Source organism: Cryobacterium sp. Hz9 (assembly GCF_004402825.1).
Taxonomy (GTDB): domain Bacteria; phylum Actinomycetota; class Actinomycetes; order Actinomycetales; family Microbacteriaceae; genus Cryobacterium; species Cryobacterium gelidum.
Genome location: NZ_SOFC01000008.1, coordinates 209,158 through 228,853 on the forward strand (window position 1 = coordinate 209,158; position 19,696 = coordinate 228,853).

Below are 19,696 nucleotides of genomic sequence, written 5' to 3' on the forward strand. Positions count from 1 at the left end.
AGAATGAGACGCGCAAAAATTGTCGCCACCCTCGGGCCGGCAGCCGCGAGTTACGAGCAGATCAGAGCCCTCATCGACGCGGGTGTCGATGTCTGCCGCATGAACTTGAGCCATGGCAACTACCAGGTGCACGAGAGTGTCTATGCCAACGTGCGCAAGGCAGCCAACGATTCCGGGCGTGCCGTCGCCGTGATGGTCGACCTGCAGGGCCCCAAGATTCGTCTGGGCAAATTTGAGGGCGGCCCGTACGAACTGGCCGTGGGCGATATCTTTAAGATCACCACCGAAGACGTACTCGGCACCAAAGAACTATCCGGCACTACCTTCAAGGGACTGCCGCACGATGTGCACCCCGGTGATTTTCTGCTCATCGACGATGGCAAGGTCAAGGTGCAGGTCGTCGAAACGGATGGCGTTGTCGTCACCACCAAGGTGATCGTTGCCGGCCCGGTCTCCAATAACAAGGGCATCAACCTGCCCGGCGTGGCTGTCAACGTTCCGGCCCTGTCGGAGAAGGACGAAGCCGACCTGCGCTGGGGCCTGCGTCTCGGAGCCGACCTCATCGCGCTGTCGTTCGTGCGCAGCGCCGATGACATCACCCGCGTGCACGAGATCATGGCCGAGGAAGGCCGCCGCGTTCCGGTGATCGCCAAGATCGAGAAGCCGCAGGCCGTCGACAACCTCGAAGAGATCGTCGATGCCTTTGACGCGATCATGGTCGCCCGTGGCGACCTCGGCGTCGAGCTGCCGCTCGAGGCCGTGCCGATTGTGCAAAAACAGGCCGTTGAGATCGCTCGGCGCATGGCCAAGCCGGTCATTGTCGCCACGCAGATGCTCGAATCCATGATCTTGAGCCCGGTGCCCACCCGGGCCGAGACCAGCGACGTCGCCAACGCCGTGCTCGACGGCGCGGATGCCGTCATGCTCAGCGGTGAGACCAGCGTGGGAGAATACCCCGTCGTCACGGTGCAGACCATGGCCCGCATCGTGGAATCCACCGAGGTACATGGGCTCGAGCGCATCGGCAAGCTGACCAATAAGCCGCGCACCCAGGGCGGTGCCATCACCCTGGCAGCCATCGAGGTCGCCGAATTCGTCGACGCGAAGTTTCTCTGTATCTTCACCGAGTCCGGGGACTCTGCCCGGCGTATGTCGCGGCTGCGGTCCAAAATTCCGATGCTGGCGTTCACTCCGGAGGCGGGCATTCGTCGTCGACTGGCCCTCACCTGGGGTATCCAGACCTATCTGGTGGACCCGGTGACCCATACCGACGCGATGTTCGGTCAGGTCGATGACATTCTCATCGGCCAGGGCCTCGCTGAAGTCGGTGACAAGGTCGTCGTCATCTCGGGTTCCCCTCCTGGAATCGTGGGTTCGACGAACGACATTCGCGTGCACCGCGTGGGTGACGCCCACAACGAGCTCGCGCCGGCGTACGTCAAAAAGTAGCGTTTCCTGCGAAAAGCCCCACTCCGTGATCGTCACGGAGTGGGGCTTTTCGTTGCTATCGGCTACTGGTCCACCATGGCGTCACCCCGACAGGTACGCGCCTGCCGACACAAACTGGCGCCCTTCGCCGACCGCTGCGGCAATCGCACGTACCTACCCGCTCAGGTCAGGTCGGGAAGATCAGAAAAGCAGCTGATCTGGCAATTCACTGATAAAAAATTGTACCGGTGGTGGGACTCGAACCCACACGTCCTTACGAACAAAGCATTTTGAGTGCTCCGCGTCTGCCATTCCGCCACACCGGCTTACAACTACTCGTTCAGAATACCGTAGGCTTTTGGTCGTGACCGACCAAGACAGCACCCCCACCCCTCCGCGCCGCGTTGTCGTCGCTGAGGATGAATCCCTCATTCGCCTCGACATCGTCGAAATTCTGCGCGACAACGGCTTTGAAGTCGTCGGCGAAGCCGGTGACGGAGAAACTGCGGTCGCCCTGGCACGGGAACTCCGCCCCGACCTGGTCATCATGGACGTCAAGATGCCCCAGCTCGACGGCATCAGCGCGGCGGAACGCCTTTCCAAGGAGCACATCGCCCCGGTTGTGCTGCTGACCGCGTTCAGCCAGAAGGAACTGGTCGAGCGCGCCACCGAGGCGGGCGCCCTCGCCTACGTCGTCAAGCCGTTCACCCCGAACGACCTGCTGCCAGCGATCGAGATCGCCCTCTCGCGCTACAGCCAGATCATCACGCTCGAGGCCGAGGTCGCCGACCTGGTCGAGCGGTTCGAGACCCGCAAACTCGTCGATCGGGCCAAGGGCCTGCTCAACGAGAAAATGGGTCTCACTGAGCCCGAAGCCTTTCGTTGGATTCAGAAGGCCTCCATGGACCGTCGCCTCACCATGCACGACGTGTCGCAGGCCATCATCGAGCAGCTCAGCGCGAAGAAGTAGCGCAACCGATACCTCAGAATTACACGGAACGGCCCGGCAGATCTTGCCGGGCCGTTTTGTTTCCCCTCGCTCTCCTGGTCGGCGTGTCGGCGGCGTCCGATACGCTCACAGCAACGAAGGGCAAGCCAATGTTTTTGCTGGACGGCAGCGTCGTGACGAGCGCGAGCGACCTGAGCGCGGCATCCGTCTGCGAGTTTGCTTTCCTGCGCCGCATCGATGCCAGGCTCGGCCGCGTCCCTACGGTGCCCGACCCGGTCGACGCTATGCTCGAGCGCACCTCGCGCCTGGGAGACGAGCACGAGCACCGGGTGCTCGAACGCTACCGGAGGAGCCAGTCGGTCATCGAGATTGCCCGGCCCGAACAGATATCGCGCTCGGCCCTCGACGCTGCAGCCGAAGACACACGGCTGGCCTTCACCATCGGTCACGACGTCATCTTTCAGGCGACGTTCTTCGATTCTGACTACGGCGGGGCAACCCCCGCCCGTCCAACCGGTGCAGGCAATCCAACCGGCACAGGCAATCCAACCGGTACGCGCAATCCAACCGGCACAGGCGGCCACGACACGATCGCCTTCGTCGGATTCGCAGACTTCATCGTGCGCCAGAGCGATGGCAGCTGGCTGCTGCAAGACACCAAGCTCGCCCGGCACGCCCGCGTGACAGCCCTGCTGCAGCTCGCCGCTTATGCCGAGCAGATGGAGCGCATCAAAGTGCCGACGGCCGACATCGTTGAACTGTTGCTCGGCGACGGCTCGGTGAGCGTGCACCGGCTCGCTGAAATTCGACCGGTGTACCGCAAACGCAAACAGCGTCTGGTACGAATCATCATGGAACGCCTCGACGATGACGCTGCCGTCGCGTGGGGAGATGCGCGGTACACGGTCTGCGGGCGCTGTGCCACCTGCGAGCTGGAGGTGCAGGAGCACCGCGATCCCCTTCTCGTGGCCGGTCTGCGGCTGTCGCAACGCGTCCGGCTGGCGGCCGCCGGCATCCACACCATCGAAGAACTCGCCACCACCACCGGGGGTTGCGACGGCATCTCCGACTCCACGCTCGGCGCCCTACGCACGCAAGCACGGCTTCAGCTGCAGGCCACGTCCACCCTGCCGCCGCCCGTTGACCTGTACAACCCGGCTGCGCTGGCCGTGCTCCCCGAACCAAACCCGGGCGATATCTTCTTTGACTTCGAGGGAGATCCGCTCTATTCCGAGGGAGACGCGACCGAGGGAGACGCGACCGAGGGAAACATGGCCGGGGGAGACGTGGCCGGGGGAGACGCGACCGGGGCCGACACGCCCGGTGGCGCCACACGGTGGGGCCTCGACTACCTGTTCGGCCTGGTCGACCCAGATGAGACTTTCCGGGCCTTCTGGGCGCACACCTGGCGCGACGAGAAACAGGCTCTCATCGACTTCCTGGCCTATCTCGCCGAGCGTCGAGCGAGGTTTCCGGGCCTGCACGTTTACCACTACGCGGCCTACGAGCGCACCCACCTGCTCAGCCTCGCTGCCCGGCACGGTGTCGGCGAAGACCAGATCGACCAGCTGCTCCGGGAGAATGTGTTGGTCGACCTGTACCCGCTCGTGCGCAAGACCATGCGCGTCGGGTCGCGCTCGTACTCGATCAAGAAGCTTGAACCGCTCTATATGGGCGCCGATCTGCGCGGCGGCGACGTCACGAACGCCGCTGATTCGATCACCGAATACGTCGCCGCCCGCGACCTGCACGCGCACGGCGACGAGGCCACCCCCGGAAATCAGGCCGAAGCCCAGCGCATGCTCGAGTCCATCGCCGACTACAACCGCTACGACTGCGTGTCAACGCTGCGCCTGCGCAACTGGCTGCTCATGCTGGCCCACGGAGCCGGCATCCGCTCGGTCAACACAGCGATCGAAGCAAAGGTCGACACGCTCGAACCGTCACCCGTGCGCGACGCCCTGCTGGATTTCGCTACCGTCACCGCGGGCACCACTCACACTCCGCGCAGTGCCGACCAGACCGCGGCTGCCTTCGCCGCCGCCGCGATCGACTACCACCGGCGTGAGCAGAAGAGCTTCTGGTGGGGGCACTATTTTCGGCTTGAGTATCCCATTGACGAATGGCAGGACACCCGAGACGTGCTCGTCGTGGAGCGCGTCGACGTGGAACGTGACTGGTTCCGTGCGGGCCAGCAGCGCGTGGACCGTCGCCACCTCTGGCTGCACGGCCGGCTCGCTCCGGGCAGCAGTATCAAGCCGGGTGACCAGGCCGGACCGTACCTGCTCTACGAATACCCGGGGCCGTTCGCGAACACCGACACGGCGGCGGGCGCACGCAGCCATCGCAGTGTGCACGTACTCCAGGTCGCCGACGACGGTGGCATTCTGGTCGAAGAGACGCTGCCGAAAGACGTTGCACGCTACAGCCATCGACCGAGCGCGCTCGCACCGGCCGCGCCACCCCGACCGATGCAGCAGAAACCCGCCATCGATGAGTGGGCCGCAGGCCTCGTCGACGCACAGCCGGGCTGGCCGCGCGACCCGATGGTCGATATTCTGCGCCGCACCCCGCCGCGCACCCGTGCGGGCCACCTTGCGCCGAGACCGGCCGACGGGCAGACCGTCGACGCGGTGATTGCGAGCCTGCGAGACCTCGACCACTCGTATCTCGCGGTGCAAGGGCCGCCCGGCACCGGCAAGACCTATCTCGGCGCGCACGTCATCACCGCGCTCGTGCACCAGCACGGCTGGAAGATCGGCGTGGTGGCGCAGTCGCACGCGGTGGTCGAGAATCTACTGGATGCCGTGGTCGGCTCCGGCCTCGATCCAGCGCTCGTCGGCAAGGTGCCGAAAACCGGTGCCGACCAAGCCGAATCCAGCTACACAGCCCTGCCGAAAGACGGACACCTGTTATTCGCGCTCGACCACGCTGCCACCGGATTCGTCCTCGGTGGCACCGCCTGGGATTTCAGCAATCCGGCGCGCATCCCGCGCCATAGCCTCGACCTGCTCGTGGTCGACGAAGCTGGACAGTTTTCGCTCGCCTCGACCATCGCGGCAAGCGTCGGCGCACGTAACCTGCTGCTGCTCGGCGACCCGCAGCAGCTGCCGCAGGTCAGCCAGGGCACGCACCCCGAGCCCATCGACCAGTCTGCGCTCGGCTGGGTTGCGGCCGAAAACGACGTGCTGTCGACCGACCTCGGATACTTCCTGAGTGAGAGCCGGCGTATGCACCCGGCCGTCACCGCGCCCGTCTCCCGGCTGTCCTACGGCGGCCTGCTGCGTGCCGACCCAATTACCGCGACCCGGCTACTCGCCGGCATCACGCCCGGCCTGCACATGGTCCCCGTCGTGCACACCGGCAATGCGATCGCGTCTTCCGAAGAAGCGGATGCTGTCGTGTCACTCGTGCGGCGCGCACTCGGCCGCCGGTGGACCGACCCGACCACCCATCGGGTCGACACCCCCCTGACCGAGGCCGACGTCATCGTCGTGACCCCGTACAACGCCCAGCTGGTGCTGGTTCGAGAGGCCCTGGCCGTCGCCGGTTACCGTGACGTTCGCGTGGGAACGGTCGACAAATTCCAAGGGCAGGAGGCCGCCGTCGCCATCGTCACGCTCGCGGCGTCCTCGGCCGATGACGCGCCCCGCGGCATGGCGTTCCTCATCATGAAGAATCGGCTCAACGTCGCCATCTCGCGGGCGAAATGGGCCGCCTACCTGGTCTATTCGCCCGCGCTGACCGACTACCTACCCGTGACTCCAGCCGGCGTCGCCGAACTGAGTGCGTTCATCAGCCTGGTCGAGCCCGAAGCCTGAACAGACAGACCTAGACCCGCGGCGGCAGGTCCTTGATGATGTTCGTGATGCGAATCGTCGAGCAACGCCGCCCGGCATCGTCGGTGACCACAATCTCGTGCGTGGTGAGGGTGCGGCCGAGGTGAATCGGGGTGCAGACACCGGTGACGTACCCGGAGGTCGCTGACCGGTTGTGCGAGGCGTTGATCTCGATGCCCACGGCGAGTTTCCCCGGCCCGGCGTGCAGATTCGCGGCCATTGAGCCAAGCGACTCGCCGAGAACGACGTAGGCGCCGCCGTGCATGAGCATGGCTGGCTGCGTGTTACCGGCCACGGGCATTCGTGCCACGGCCCGGTCAATGGTGAATTCGGTGAACTCCAGCCCCATCTTGTCGGCCAGGTCGCCAGCGCCGCGCTGCTGAACCCAGGCGAGTGCGTCGTCAGTCGTATCGAACATGATCACCTTTGGTCGGGGAGCCCACGCGGGAAGACACTTGTAGGCTGGGGGAGTGTTGGACTCCGAAAAGCCTACCCTGATGATCATCGACGGCCATTCCCTGGCATTCCGGGCGTTTTTCGCTCTGCCAGTGGACAGCTTCCAGACCCATGCCGGGCAGCACACGAACGCCATTCACGGCTTTCTGTCCATGCTGCTCAGCCTGCTGCGCAACGAGAAGCCGACCCACCTTGCTGTCGCCTTCGACATCTCCCGCGCCTCCTTCCGCACCCGGGAATACCCCGAGTACAAGGGCACGCGCAATGCGACCCCGCCGGAGTTCCTCGGCCAGATTCCCCTGCTGCAGGAAGCCCTCGCCGCGATGAACATCACGACCATCACCAAGGAAGACTTCGAGGCAGACGATATCCTCGCGACCCTGTCGGTGGAGGGCACCTCCGCCGGCTACGACGTGCTCGTCGTCTCCGGTGACCGTGACGCCATCCAGCTGGTCAACGAGACCGTCACGCTGCTCTACCCCTCCAGCCAGGGCGTGTCGGCCCTCACCCGTTACGACCCGGCCCGGGTGCTCGAACGTTACGGCATCAAACCCGAGCAGTACCCCGACGTCGCCGCCCTGGTCGGCGAAACCAGCGACAACCTGATCGGCATCAGCAAGGTCGGCGAAAAGACCGCCGTGAAATGGCTCGGCCTCTACGGCAGCCTCGCGGGCATCCTCGAACACGCCGAGGAGATCAAGGGCGTCGTCGGCAACAACCTCCGCGAGCAGAAAGAGAACGCGATTCGCAACCGCCGGCTCAACCGTCTCGTCACCGACCTCGAGCTTCCCGTCGCGGTCGCTGCGCTGGAACGCGGGCCGATGAACACCGCGGCTGTGCGAGACATTTTCACCCGCCTTGAGTTCAAAACCCTGCTCGACCGGGTGCTCAAACTGGCCGGTGAAGAACCCGCAGCAGCGGCATCTGCCGTTGCCGCTGCAGTCATCGACGAAGTACCGGCCGTGCAGGCGCCCATCGCGCAGGATCTGCTCGACGAAGAACTCCAGTCCTGGCTGGATCGCGCCATCGCGGCGAACCCGGCCGGGCTCGGTCTCACCGTCGAGGTGCAAGACGGACGGGCGATCGGCTTCGGCCTGGCCAGCCCGACCGAGACGATCAACCTGTCCTGGCAGCCCGGCCGCATGGACTACGCCCCGTTCGAGGCCTGGCTCGCCGGTGATGCCCCCAAGATTTTGAACGACGCCAAGCATCAGGTGAAGGCGCTGCGGCGCAGTGGTCTGCCCTTCAACGGCCTCGCTTTCGACACTCTGGTCGGTGCCTGGCTCATTCGCCCTGGCGGCCCAGACAAATCCCTGGCCGACCTCGTGTCGCGCTACCTCGATGAAGCCCTGCCGGTCGCCGACCCCAACCAGCTCGTGCCCGATGAATCCAAGCAGGCCGGCGCGCCCGCGCAGGCCTGGTACACCCTGCGCGTTTTCGCCGCCGTCGAAACCACCCTCGACCCCGGCTCCCTCAAATTGCTCATCGACATCGAGCTGCCGACCCTGCTGGCCCTCGCCGATATGGAGCTCGCCGGCGTCAGCGTCTCGCACGAGCAACTCGCCGAGCTGTCCGCCGAGCTTGGCGCCAGCACAGCGAGCCTCGCCGCCGCCGCCTACGCCGAGATCGGCCGCGAGGTCAACCTCGGCTCACCCAAGCAGCTGCAAAACGTGCTGTTCGACCAGCTGGAAATGCCCAAGACCCGCGCGAACAAGACCGGTTTTTCAACGGATGCCGGTGCTCTCGCCGACTTGCAGGCCAGCAACCCCCATCCGTTCCTCGATCTGCTCCTCAAACACCGCGATGCCACCAAGCTGCGCCAGATCGTGGAGACCCTCGACAAGGCCATCGATACCACCGGGCGCATCCACACGACCTACGTGCAGATCGGCACCACGACCGGCCGCATCTCGTCGAACGACCCGAACCTGCAGAACATCCCGGTGCGCACCGAGGAAGGCCGACGCATCCGGGCGGCGTTCCAAGCCGGCGCGCAGAGTGAGGGCCTCCTCACCGCCGACTATTCGCAGATCGAGATGCGCATCATGGCGCACCTCTCCGAAGATGCCGGCCTGATCGAGGCGTTCAACGCCGGCGAAGACCTGCACCGTTTCGTCGGTTCGCGCATCTTCGGTGTCGATCCGGCCGAGGTCACCGGTGACATGCGCAGCAAGGTCAAGGCCATGAGCTACGGCCTGGCCTACGGCCTCAGCGCCTTCGGGCTGTCCCGCCAGCTGCGAATCGACACCAAGGAAGCCAAGCAGCTGATGACTGACTACTTCGAGCGGTTCGGCGCGGTGCGCGACTACCTGCGCAACGTCGTGGAGCAGGCCAAGGTCGACGGGTACACCGAAACCATCTTCGGCCGGCGCCGGCCATTCCCCGACCTGGCCAGCCCCAAGCGGGTGCTGCGCGACAACGCCGAACGAGCGGCCCTCAACGCGCCGATCCAGGGTTCAGCGGCCGACATCATGAAGATCGCGATGAACGGTATCGCCGCCGACCTGACGGATGCCTCGATGGACTCTCGCATGCTGCTGCAGGTGCACGACGAATTGATCTTCGATGTCGCCCCGGGCGAATGGGATGGTTTGCGTCAGGTGGTTACCCACAACATGGAATCGGCAGCCGACCTGCTCGTTCCCCTGGAGGTACAGATCGGTCGAGGACCGAACTGGGACGTCGCGGCGCACTGATCGCGAGCCGTTGATCGCGAGCCGTTGATCGCGAGCCGTTGATCAGGCTCCGTTGATCGCGGTGCGAGCATCATCGGCGGGTGACCGGCGATTTCCCCAAGTGGGGGGCTCGCATCGAGTTGTCGTGTTTTAGGCTCGGGAGCATGACAAACGACACCCAGCGCACTCCAACGGCCATCGATCAGATCGCCGAAGAGTGGGTTGACACCCTCGTCGAGCTTGACCCCACGGTGGGCACGTACATCGGCCGCGCAGGGGGTGACGGCCGCTACGGTGATTACTCACCCGCCGGCCACGAACGTTTCGTCGACGAGGCGAAAAAAACGATCGCACAGCTGGATGCCGCTCGGCCGGTCGACAGCGTCGATGACGTCACGCAGACCGACCTCCGCAGCGAGTTGTCACTCAGCGTCGAAAGCTCTGACGCTCAGCTGCAGCTCCGCGACCTCAACGTGATCGCGTCGCCAGCGCAGGAGATTCGCGAGATCTTCGACCTCATGCCCACCAAGACCGTCGATGACTGGGCCAACATCTCATCCCGGTTGGGTAATCTTCCGGCCGCCATCGACGGGTACATCGCGACCCTCCGACTCGGCATCGAACGCGGAGTGACGCCGGCTCGCCGCCAGGTGCGGGAGGTACTCGCCCAGGCCGAGCGCCACGCCGCACAGGACGGGTTCTTCGCTGAGTTCGCTGCTAGCGCGGCCCTGGACGACGGCTCCCTGCCCATCTCTCTCGCGCACGACGTGGGCCTCGGCGCCCGCCGTTCAGCCGCCGCCTACGACACACTCGCGACCTTTTTCAGAACCGAACTCGAGGGCAAAGCCACGTCCGAGGACGCTATCGGTCGCGATCTGTATACCCTCGCCTCCCGACGTTTCCTCGGGGCGACGATCGACCTCGACGAAACCTACGAGTGGGGCATCGAAGAGCTCGCCCGCATGACCCGGGAGCAGGAGAAGGTGGCCGACCAGATCAAGCCGGGCGCGAGCGTGCTCGAGGCGATCGCGTATCTGGACACGGATCCGAGCCGCAAGCTGCACGGCACCCAGGCTTTGCAGGAATGGATGCAGAAGACCAGCGATAAGGCCGTGGCAGACCTGGCCGAAACGCAGTTCGACATCCCCGACGCGATCAAGACGATCGAGTGCATGATCGCCCCCACGCAGGAGGGCGGCATCTACTACACCGGCCCGACCGATGATTTCACCAGGCCCGGCCGCATGTGGTGGTCGGTGCCCGTCGGCGTGACCGAATTCGACACCTGGCGAGAACTGACCACCGTCTACCACGAGGGTGTGCCCGGCCATCACCTGCAGATCGGCCAGGCCGTCTACAACCGGGCCAAGCTCAACACCTGGCGCCGCCAACTAGCCGGTACGTCGGGGCACGCCGAGGGCTGGGCGCTCTACGCCGAACGCCTGATGGAGCAACTCGGTTATCTCGACGACCCGGCGAACCGTCTCGGCATGCTCGACGGGCAGCGGATGCGCGCGGCGCGCGTCGTTCTCGACATTGGCGTGCACCTGGGCAAAACCCTGCCAGACGGTTCGGGCCCGTGGACCGCGGAGTACGCCTTCGACTTTCTCGGCCGGAACGTCAACATGAACGCGAGCTTCGTCAAGTTCGAGGTCAACCGGTACCTCGGCTGGCCCGGCCAGGCTCCGTCGTACAAGGTGGGGCAGCGCATCTGGGAGCAACTCCGCGACGAGTGCGCCGCCCGCGAGGGCGCAAACTTCTCGATCAAAAACTTTCACCGGCGTGCCCTCGACCTCGGCGGCGTTGGCCTCGACACCCTGCGGTCGGCACTGGCCTGACCCGGCGTCGGCGACGCAGTCCCCAGCGGGCCTACTCGGCTCGGTCAACTGAGGGGGTGCGTCGCCCGAGTCGTTCCCGTCCGACCCCGTTACTGTAGCTAAGACCGTTACTGTAGCTAAGACCGGCACTGTAGCTACGACCGGCACTCTCCCTGCGGAAGTCGTCCCCGCGCATTCGCAGCCCCGGCCGAAGCCCGAGCGCGCCCTGATCGATCGTTCGGGCATCCGTTTTCTGTTTTTGGCTCCAGCCGGGGCGTCGCTGCTGCTCGGGCTGTACGCGGCGACCGCCCTGCTCGGCTTCGACGTGCCACCGCTCGCCGACCGCATGGCCGCGTTCCATGACGCGCTCATGGTGTTCGGCTTCGTCGGTACCCTGATCGTGCTCGAACGGGCCATCGCCATCAAGAAGTGCTGGGCCGTCACCGCGGGCGTCGCCCTCGACCCGGTCACGGCCGGGGTCGGTGCGGCATCGGTCAGCGCCCGGGACGCCGTGACCGTCGCCTCTGGTGAGGTCACCGAGCTGACCGTGACGATGTTCGACATGCGTTTCTCACCGTCGAGCCTGACCGTGCCCGCCGGGGATCGGCTCGAACTCACCGTCACCAACGACGACACCGTCGTGCATGACCTCACCCTGGCGAACGGGGTGACCTCGGGCCGGCTTGCCACGGGGGAGACCGTTACCGTCGACGCCGGAATCATGACCGCCGGCAGTGCAGGCTGGTGTTCCATTGCGGGGCACCGCCAGATGGGCATGGTGCTGCAGATCAACGTCGCCGGCGATGGTTCAACCAATGCTGCGGCTACGGATGCTGCGGCCCACCACACAGGCCGTGCTGATTCCGGCGCAACCGCCCGGGCAGCATCTGCCGCCGACGACCTCGCTTCCCAGGCCGACCCGTCGCCCGGATTCGAGGCGCGCGACGCCGCGTTGCCGCCGGCGGCGCAGGGCACCCATCACGACTACACCTTCCGAGTCGGCGACACCGAGGTCGAGGTCGAGGTCGCGCCCGGGATGACTCAGAAACTGTGGCCGTTCAACGGCACCGCGCCCGGTCCCACCCTGCGCGGGAGGGTCGGCGACACGTTCACGATCACGATCACCCTGATCAACGATGCCACGACCGGCCATTCCCTGGACTTCCACGCCGGTGCCCTGGCCCCCGACGGTCCGATGCGCACAATCGAGCCGGGCGAAACCCTCGAGTACTCATTCACGGCCACTCGGTCGGGCATCTGGCTCTACCACTGGTCCACGATGCCGATGTCGCTGCACATCGCAAACGGCATGTTCGGGGCGGTCGTGATCGACCCCGCCGGGCTTGATCCGGTCGACCGGGAATACCTGCTCGTCCAGTCCGAGTTCTACCTCGGGCCGCAGGGCGGCATTGCCGATTCCGACAAGATCGCCGCCGCCACCCCCGACCTCGTCGTCTTCAACGGCTACGCCAACCAGTACTAGGAGCAGCCCCTGCGGGCGCAGGTGGGGGAGCGCATCCGCTTCTGGGTACTGGATGCCGGGCCCAACCTGGCGAGTTCCTTCCACGTCGTCGGCGGGCGGTTCGACACGGTTTACGCGGAGGGCGACTACCTGCTGCGTGACGGCGGCAGCACCGGTACCGGCGGCAGTCAGACGCTCGGTCTCGCGCCGGCGCAGGGCGGGTTTGTCGAACGGAGCTTTCCCGAGGCAGGGACTTATCCGTTCGTGACGCACGCCATGACGGATGCCGAACGCGGCGCGGTCGGCCACATCGTTGTCGGCCCGTAATCGCTGACCGGCGGTGGGCAGCCCGGAACCGCGCCGAATGTCGAGTTGCCCCTCGTCTCCGCGGGTAGTTAGTATGGAGTGTCACATTTGTGATGCCCTATCCGCTGCCATGCGCGGAGTGCTGCCCGGTCGTTCTGTACCGCGGAGCATCCAAAACACCTGAACAACTGTTCGCGTGTGGCCCGATTATGTCCATCCTGGAGCAACTACTACATGACAATCGCAACGACCGAACGGGCACCCAAGCAGGTCGCCATCAACGACATTGGATCTGCTGAAGACTTTCTTGCCGCGGTCGAAAAGACTCTGAAATTCTTCAACGACGGAGACCTCATCGAGGGCACCGTCGTGAAGATCGACCGCGACGAGGTTCTCCTCGACGTTGGGTACAAGACCGAGGGTGTCATTCCCTCCCGCGAACTTTCCATCAAGCACGACGTTGACCCCTCCGAGGTTGTCAAGGTCGGCGACCTGGTCGAGGCTCTCGTTCTTCAGAAAGAAGACAAAGAAGGCCGCCTCATCCTCTCCAAGAAGCGCGCTCAGTACGAGCGTGCATGGGGAGACGTTGAGAAGATCAAGGAGTCCGACGGTGTTGTCACCGGTTCGGTCATCGAGGTCGTCAAGGGTGGGCTCATCGTCGACATCGGCCTGCGTGGCTTCCTGCCCGCATCGCTCATCGAGTTGCGCCGCGTTCGCGACCTGACCCCGTACCTGGGCCAGGAGATCGAAGCCAAGATTCTCGAACTCGACAAGAACCGCAACAATGTTGTGCTGTCGCGCCGCGCCCTGCTCGAGCAGACGCAGAGCGAGAGCCGCACCACGTTCCTCAACAACCTCCAGAAGGGACAGGTCCGCAAGGGCGTCGTCTCCTCGATCGTCAACTTCGGCGCGTTCGTCGACCTCGGCGGCGTCGATGGCCTGGTTCACGTTTCCGAGCTCAGCTGGAAGCACATTGAGCACGCCAGCGAGGTCGTTGAAGTCGGCCAGGAAGTCACCGTCGAGATCCTCGAAGTTGACCTCGAGCGCGAGCGCGTCTCACTGTCGCTCAAGGCAACGCAGGAAGACCCGTGGCAGGTCTTCGCCCGCACCCACGCCATCGGCCAGGTTGCACCGGGTAAGGTCACCAAGCTCGTTCCGTTCGGCGCGTTCGTTCGCGTGGCCGAGGGCATCGAGGGCCTCGTGCACATCAGCGAGCTCTCCGGCAAGCACGTCGAGCTCGCCGAGCAGGTTGTCTCGGTCGGCGACGAGGTCTTCGTCAAGGTCATCGACATCGACCTCGAGCGTCGCCGCATCTCGTTGAGCCTCAAGCAGGCCAACGATGGCGTCGACCCCGACGGCACCGAGTTCGACCCGGCGCTCTACGGAATGCTCACCGAGTACGACGACAAGGGCCAGTACAAGTACCCCGAAGGCTTCGACTCCGAGACCAACGAGTGGCGCGAAGGCTTTGACGAGCAGCGCGAAAAGTGGGAGCAGGACTACGCTGCTGCCCAGGCTCGCTGGGAAGCCCACAAGAAGCAGGTTTCGACCGCGAACGACGAGATCGCTGCCCCCAGCGACGTTGCACCGGCCGGCTCGGCCTTCTCGAGCGAGTCGGCTGGCGCCGGCACGCTCGCCGACGACGAAGCACTCGCGGCTCTCCGCGAGAAGCTCTCCGGCGGCAACTAGCACCACCGCACGACGTTCAGCAGCGGGCCGCATCCTTCGGGGTGCGGCCCGCTTCGTTGTGCAACGGATGGATTTTACAAGGACGGTTTCCGCACCGACTGCGGCTGAGCCGGATGCCGGAGTCCACTGAGCATCCGTCGTATTCGTATTCGTATTCGTATTCAGCTTGACTGTGGGTCTCGGAACACTTCGTGCTATACCTAATGGTGAGGATATATCCTCCTTTCAGCGCGTCCCGATATCTTCAGGATTGCCGCGCACGTCCAATTTCCCCACGAAACCCTGTTTTCTGGATGAATGCGCCCGTGCACACCAGTTTCACGAACCACAGCCCCATCGGAGAATTGCATGAACAGTTTTTGTCCCTCAGACAACGGCGGCACGGGGGGCGACGCTGCCTTCGCCGACGCGCCGCCCAGCGTCGCCAAAGCAGCCGTCAGCAGCGACACCGCGGACAGCCACGCGACGGCGCTCGTCGTCGAGGAGGATCCCACATCGGCCGCGCTCCTGCGCGTGTTCCTGGAGACGGAGGGGTTTCGGGTGCTCACGGTTGCCAGCGGCGAGGAGGCTCTCGACATTGCTCGGCGTGTTCCGCTGAGCCTGATCACCCTTGATGTGCACCTTCCCGGAATGGACGGCTGGAAATTCCTGCTGCAGCTGCAAGATTCGCTCGGGCTGACATCCATACCGGTCATTGTTATTGCGGGCCTGACTGACATGGGCATGGCGCTGAGGCGGGGTGCTGCTGCCGTTCTGGAGAAACCGCTCCAGCAAGCCGAGTTGCAGAGTTCTCTCATACTGCTGGGTCTTCGCCCGGATCGGCCGCGCACGCGCACCATCCTCATCGTCGACGAGGACGACGAAACCGTCAACCAGGTCACCGCTTACTTGCACGAATCGGCCTTTCACGTCGAATCCGCGGCCACCGGGGCGGCTGGCATTGCCGACGCTGTGGCCTTGGCCCCTGACCTGATTCTGGTCAACCTTGTGATGGAACAACTGGGTGGCCTCAAGATGCTTCGCGCGCTTCGGGATCATGCCAGTACGCAGCACATTCCCGTGCTGGTCCTCGCCCCGGTTGCTCTCACGAACGAGGAACAGGACACGATTGACAGCGACCCGGAACAGCCGGTGGTCGCGATGAACGAGCCTGACGTCAACGTTGAGACCCTCCTGGCCAAGATCCAGCGGGCCCTCGAGTAGGCCGATGCCCGCAGTTCGTTTTCGGTGCAGCCGGTCGCATCCGCTCGTCACGCGCGGCGGCGCAGCGGATAGCATGGCGGAATGTATTTGATTGGGCTGACCGGCGGGATCGCGTCGGGCAAGAGCACCGTGGCGAAGCGGCTGGCCTCCTTGGGCGCCGTCGGGATCGACGCCGACCAGCTGGCCCGTGAAGTGGTCGAACCCGGCACGCCCGGCCTCGCCGCGATTGCCACCGAGTTCGGTGACGCTATCTTGCTGGCCGATGGCACGCTGAATCGACCAGCGCTGGGTGCCATCATTTTCAGCGACCCGAACCGGAGGGAGCGGCTGAATGCCATCACGCATCCGGCGGTACGACGACTCACCCGCGACCGGGTCGCTGCAGCGGGTGCCGCCGACCCGCACGCCATCGTTGTGTACGACGTTCCGCTGCTGGCCGAAGCCATCGCCGGCGGTCTGGTCACGTTTGATCTGATCGTTGTCGTGCACGCAGATGCTGAGGTCCGAATCGAGCGCATGGTGGAGTTGCGTGGACTCACCCGCGAGGAAGCTACCCACCGCATTGCCGCGCAGGCGAGTGATGCGGACCGCCTCGCCCTGGCCGATGTCGTGATCGACAACAACGGCACCATCGACGCGACTCTGGCCCAGGTCGACGCGGTGTGGACGCGCGCGTGCGCGGCCGAGGCTCGCGTGGCCGAGGCTCGCGTGGCCGAGGCTCGCGGGGTGGAAGCGACCGACGGCACCCGCGCGCCGTAACGCGCCCGGAGGCTGACTGTCAGACCCCGTTTGTAGAATAGGAACATGGAACCCACGCGCTCTGTGAACCCGTTTGAAGTGGTCAGTGAGTACACGCCGAGCGGTGACCAGCCGTCCGCCATCGCCGACCTGACCGCCCGCATCAATGCCGGCGAAACCGACATTGTTCTGCTCGGCGCCACCGGAACCGGAAAATCGGCCACAACCGCCTGGCTGATCGAGCAGGTGCAACGCCCCACGCTCGTATTGGCCCACAACAAGACTCTCGCAGCCCAGCTGGTCAACGAATTTCGCGACCTCATGCCCAACAACGCGGTGGAATACTTCGTCTCGTACTACGACTATTACCAGCCAGAGGCCTACGTTCCGCAGACGGACACGTTCATCGAGAAAGACTCCTCGATCAATGAAGAGGTGGAACGGCTGCGGCACTCCACCACCAATTCGCTGCTGAGCCGCCGCGACGTCATCGTGGTGTCGACCGTATCGTGCATCTACGGGCTCGGCACGCCGCAAGGCTACCTTGATGCCATGATCGCGCTGCAGGTGGGTCAAAAAGTCAGTCGCGACTGGCTGGTGCGCAAATTTGTGGCGATGCAATACAAGCGCAACGACGTCGACTTCTCCCGAGGCAATTTTCGGGTGCGCGGCGACACGATTGAGATCATCCCCATGTACGAAGAGCTCGCCATTCGTATCGAGATGTTCGGTGATGAGATCGAGGGGCTCTACAGCCTGCATCCGCTCACCGGCGACATCGTCAAGAAACTCGATTCGGTCTCCGTTTTTCCCGGGTCACACTACGTCGCGAGCGACGACGTCATGCGTCGCGCCATCGGCACCATCGAAGTCGAACTGGCTGAACGCCTGGAGGTGCTCGAACGCGAGGGCAAGTTGCTCGAGGCCCAGCGGCTGCGCATGCGCACCACCTTCGACCTGGAGATGATGGAGCAGATCGGCTTCTGCTCCGGCATCGAGAACTATTCCCGCCACATCGACGCGCGCGAACCCGGCGAGGCCCCGCACTGCCTGCTCGACTATTTTCCCGACGACTTTCTGATGGTCATCGATGAATCGCACGTGACCGTCCCGCAGATCGGCGCCATGTACGAGGGGGACTCCTCGCGGAAGCGCACCCTCGTCGACCACGGCTTTCGACTGCCGAGCGCGCTGGACAACCGACCCCTCAAATTCAACGAGTTCAAGAACCGGGTCGGCCAGACCGTCTACCTGTCGGCGACGCCGGGCAAGTACGAGATGGGTATCGCCGACGGCATCGTCGAGCAGATCATTCGCCCGACCGGCCTGATCGACCCGCAAATCGTCATCAAGCCGAGCGCCGGGCAGATTGACGACCTGCTCGAAGAAATCAAGAAGCGCACCGAACGCAACGAACGCGTGCTCGTCACGACCCTCACCAAGAAGATGGCCGAGAACCTCACCGACTTCCTCACCGAAGCCGGGGTGCGAGTGCGCTACCTGCACTCCGACGTCGACACGTTGCGCCGGGTGGAACTGCTCACCGAGCTGCGAGCCGGCATCTACGACGTACTTGTCGGCATCAACCTGCTGCGTGAGGGCCTCGACCTGCCCGAGGTGTCACTTGTCGCCATCCTCGACGCCGACAAGGAAGGATTCCTGCGTTCCGCCACGTCACTCATTCAGACCATCGGCCGCGCCGCCCGCAACGTGTCGGGAGAGGTGCACATGTATGCCGACCGCCTCACCGCCTCGATGGAGAAAGCCATCGATGAGACCGACCGGCGCCGAGAGAAGCAGGTCGCATACAACACCCTGCACGGCATCGACCCGACCCCGCTGCGCAAACGCATCGGCGACATCACCGAGGCCCTCGCCCGCGAGGAGGCCGACACGGCCGAGCTGCTCGCCGGTCGCGATGCCCGCCGCAAGACCGGGGCGCCGAACCGCCGGGTCGGCCTGGCCGCGAACGGCGCCAACGACCTCGAATCGATCATCGCCGACCTCAATTCGCAGATGCTCGAGGCCGCCGGGGAGCTCAAGTTCGAGCTTGCCGCGCGCCTGCGCGATGAGCTCTCCGAGCTCAAGCGCGAACTGCGGCAGATGGAGAAGGCCGGCCACCTGCAGTAACCGCGCTGGAGAGCCTCGCGAGCCGGCATCGGTCCCACAGGGTCACCGGCTGTTCGTTCCCTCACGTGGTGGCACTCGTCGGGTCTCGCGGCACTCGTTAGGTGTCAAGGCATTCGTAGCAACGAGTGCCTTCATCCCTAATGAGTGCCGTCGTCCCTAATGAGTGCCGCGAGAGCGGATGCTGCCCTCCCAGCCCGGATGTCGCGCCGGCCCTGAGTGCACCGCAGACGGCAACGAGCGTCGGCACGTGGTCTGGCTCTGTCTGGGTTGGTTCCGCGTCGGGGGTGGTGCTCGCCATCGACAGGAAGAAATCCTGAATCACGAAGCCGAGGCTACGACGGCGCAGTGTCGCGAGTTCCCTGGCCGAGATCGGGCTAAGCCGCTGTCCCTCAGTCAGGCGCCGACGTGCGCCTTGGCCGGGCGACCGCGCTTGGGCACGTCGGTGTTCAGCGGCAGGGGAGCGGCCAGGCCGGCGGTTCGCGCTTGGGCGAGCCGGTTCTCCGAGTGGTCGAGCCACCGGGCCTCGGCCTCGGCGGCGAAGATGAGTGAGTCGATCACGAGCAGCCAGGCCAACTGATCGGAGGATTCCGGGTCGGCGGTAGCGTTCTTGGTGCGAGTCAACTCCTGCAGGGTGCGCATTGTTGCGGTGCGCTGTACCTGGATCACCTGGGCGATGTCGACGCCCGGCAGCGTCACGGCGATCGCGAGCTTGATGGCGAGCTCGTCGCGGGTGGCCATGGTGCGCACCACGGGGGAGCCGAGCCAGTCGGCGACCTCCGCGCTGCCGGCAGCCGTGATCTCGACGTAGTTCTGGCCATCGGCGTCGATGTCTGCCTTCTGCACCAGGCCGTCCCGCTCGAGTCGGTCGAGGGTGTTGTAGATCTGACCCACGTTGAGCTGCCAGGTCGACCCGGTGCGACGGTCGAACTCGGCCCGCAACTGGTAGCCGTAGCACGGCCCCTGGTTGAGGATGGCGAGCAGGCTCTGACGAACGGACATACGAC

Annotated in this window: 13 protein-coding genes and 1 tRNA gene; 11 read left to right on the plus strand and 3 right to left on the minus strand. The window is 64.9% G+C overall.

Going from position 1 to position 19,696, the window contains the following annotated elements:
- Positions 1-3 precede the first annotated feature (3 nt).
- Positions 4-1,449: a pyruvate kinase gene (gene pyk, locus E3N85_RS03070; protein WP_134459224.1), complete on the plus strand. Its 1,446-nt coding sequence runs from the start codon at positions 4-6 to the stop codon at positions 1,447-1,449.
- A gap of 222 nt (positions 1,450-1,671) precedes the next feature.
- On the opposite strand, the gene E3N85_RS03075 is transcribed toward pyk, so the two are convergent.
- Positions 1,672-1,754: transfer RNA gene (locus E3N85_RS03075), tRNA-Leu, on the minus strand.
- Positions 1,755-1,792: 38 nt separating this feature from the next.
- On the opposite strand from E3N85_RS03075, the gene E3N85_RS03080 reads away from it, so the two are divergent.
- Both E3N85_RS03080 and E3N85_RS03085 read left to right on the plus strand, forming a co-directional pair.
- A complete protein-coding gene (locus E3N85_RS03080; RefSeq protein ID WP_035879545.1) occupies positions 1,793-2,398 on the plus strand; it encodes an ANTAR domain-containing response regulator in 606 nt (201 codons plus the stop codon).
- A 128-nt stretch (positions 2,399-2,526) separates the two neighbouring features.
- Positions 2,527-6,198 carry a bifunctional RecB family nuclease/DEAD/DEAH box helicase gene (locus E3N85_RS03085; RefSeq protein ID WP_134459226.1) on the plus strand — a complete coding sequence of 1,224 codons (3,672 nt, stop codon included), beginning with the start codon at positions 2,527-2,529 and terminating at the stop codon, positions 6,196-6,198.
- A 10-nt stretch (positions 6,199-6,208) separates the two neighbouring features.
- Here E3N85_RS03085 and E3N85_RS03090 read toward each other — a convergent pair whose 3' ends face one another.
- Positions 6,209-6,634: a hotdog fold thioesterase gene (locus E3N85_RS03090; protein WP_134459228.1), complete on the minus strand. Its 426-nt coding sequence runs from the start codon at positions 6,632-6,634 to the stop codon at positions 6,209-6,211.
- 52 nt (positions 6,635-6,686) lie between these two features.
- Between E3N85_RS03090 and polA the strand changes: the two genes are divergently transcribed.
- The 8 genes from polA (at position 6,687) to uvrB (ending at position 18,692) form a co-directional block, all read left to right on the plus strand.
- Positions 6,687-9,368, plus strand: a complete 2,682-nt coding sequence (gene polA, locus E3N85_RS03095; RefSeq protein ID WP_134459230.1) for a DNA polymerase I — start codon at positions 6,687-6,689, stop codon at positions 9,366-9,368.
- 143 nt (positions 9,369-9,511) lie between these two features.
- Positions 9,512-11,185, plus strand: coding sequence for a DUF885 domain-containing protein (locus E3N85_RS03100; protein WP_134459232.1), 1,674 nt, complete (start codon positions 9,512-9,514; stop codon positions 11,183-11,185).
- Between the two features lie 238 nt (positions 11,186-11,423).
- A complete protein-coding gene (locus E3N85_RS03105) occupies positions 11,424-12,647 on the plus strand; it encodes a multicopper oxidase domain-containing protein (protein WP_241978271.1) in 1,224 nt (407 codons plus the stop codon).
- 21 nt (positions 12,648-12,668) lie between these two features.
- Positions 12,669-12,953, plus strand: a complete 285-nt coding sequence (locus tag E3N85_RS16645) for a hypothetical protein (protein ID WP_241978272.1) — start codon at positions 12,669-12,671, stop codon at positions 12,951-12,953.
- Between the two features lie 213 nt (positions 12,954-13,166).
- Positions 13,167-14,621 carry a 30S ribosomal protein S1 gene (gene rpsA / locus E3N85_RS03110; protein ID WP_092448535.1) on the plus strand — a complete coding sequence of 485 codons (1,455 nt, stop codon included), beginning with the start codon at positions 13,167-13,169 and terminating at the stop codon, positions 14,619-14,621.
- 348 nt (positions 14,622-14,969) lie between these two features.
- On the plus strand, positions 14,970-15,824 hold the full coding sequence (locus E3N85_RS03115) for a response regulator (protein ID WP_166783838.1): 855 nt from the start codon (positions 14,970-14,972) through the stop codon (positions 15,822-15,824).
- An 81-nt stretch (positions 15,825-15,905) separates the two neighbouring features.
- Positions 15,906-16,583, plus strand: coding sequence for a dephospho-CoA kinase (gene coaE / locus E3N85_RS03120; protein ID WP_134459236.1), 678 nt, complete (start codon positions 15,906-15,908; stop codon positions 16,581-16,583).
- Between the two features lie 45 nt (positions 16,584-16,628).
- Positions 16,629-18,692, plus strand: a complete 2,064-nt coding sequence (uvrB, locus tag E3N85_RS03125) for an excinuclease ABC subunit UvrB (RefSeq protein WP_134459238.1) — start codon at positions 16,629-16,631, stop codon at positions 18,690-18,692.
- Between the two features lie 393 nt (positions 18,693-19,085).
- On the opposite strand, the gene E3N85_RS03130 is transcribed toward uvrB, so the two are convergent.
- Positions 19,086-19,691: a PadR family transcriptional regulator gene (locus tag E3N85_RS03130; RefSeq protein ID WP_134459246.1), complete on the minus strand. Its 606-nt coding sequence runs from the start codon at positions 19,689-19,691 to the stop codon at positions 19,086-19,088.
- Positions 19,692-19,696 lie beyond the last annotated feature (5 nt).

Coding starts and splice junctions, on each gene's coding strand:
- coaE (WP_134459236.1), top strand. CDS start 15,906: ATGTATTTGATTGGGCTGACCGGCGGGATCGCGTCGGGCAAGAGCACC.
- E3N85_RS03115 (WP_166783838.1), top strand. CDS start 14,970: ATGAACAGTTTTTGTCCCTCAGACAACGGCGGCACGGGGGGCGACGCT.
- E3N85_RS03090 (WP_134459228.1), bottom strand. CDS start 6,634: ATGTTCGATACGACTGACGACGCACTCGCCTGGGTTCAGCAGCGCGGC.
- rpsA (WP_092448535.1), top strand. CDS start 13,167: ATGACAATCGCAACGACCGAACGGGCACCCAAGCAGGTCGCCATCAAC.
- E3N85_RS03085 (WP_134459226.1), top strand. CDS start 2,527: ATGTTTTTGCTGGACGGCAGCGTCGTGACGAGCGCGAGCGACCTGAGC.
- E3N85_RS03100 (WP_134459232.1), top strand. CDS start 9,512: ATGACAAACGACACCCAGCGCACTCCAACGGCCATCGATCAGATCGCC.
- E3N85_RS03130 (WP_134459246.1), bottom strand. CDS start 19,691: ATGTCCGTTCGTCAGAGCCTGCTCGCCATCCTCAACCAGGGGCCGTGC.
- uvrB (WP_134459238.1), top strand. CDS start 16,629: ATGGAACCCACGCGCTCTGTGAACCCGTTTGAAGTGGTCAGTGAGTAC.
- pyk (WP_134459224.1), top strand. CDS start 4: ATGAGACGCGCAAAAATTGTCGCCACCCTCGGGCCGGCAGCCGCGAGT.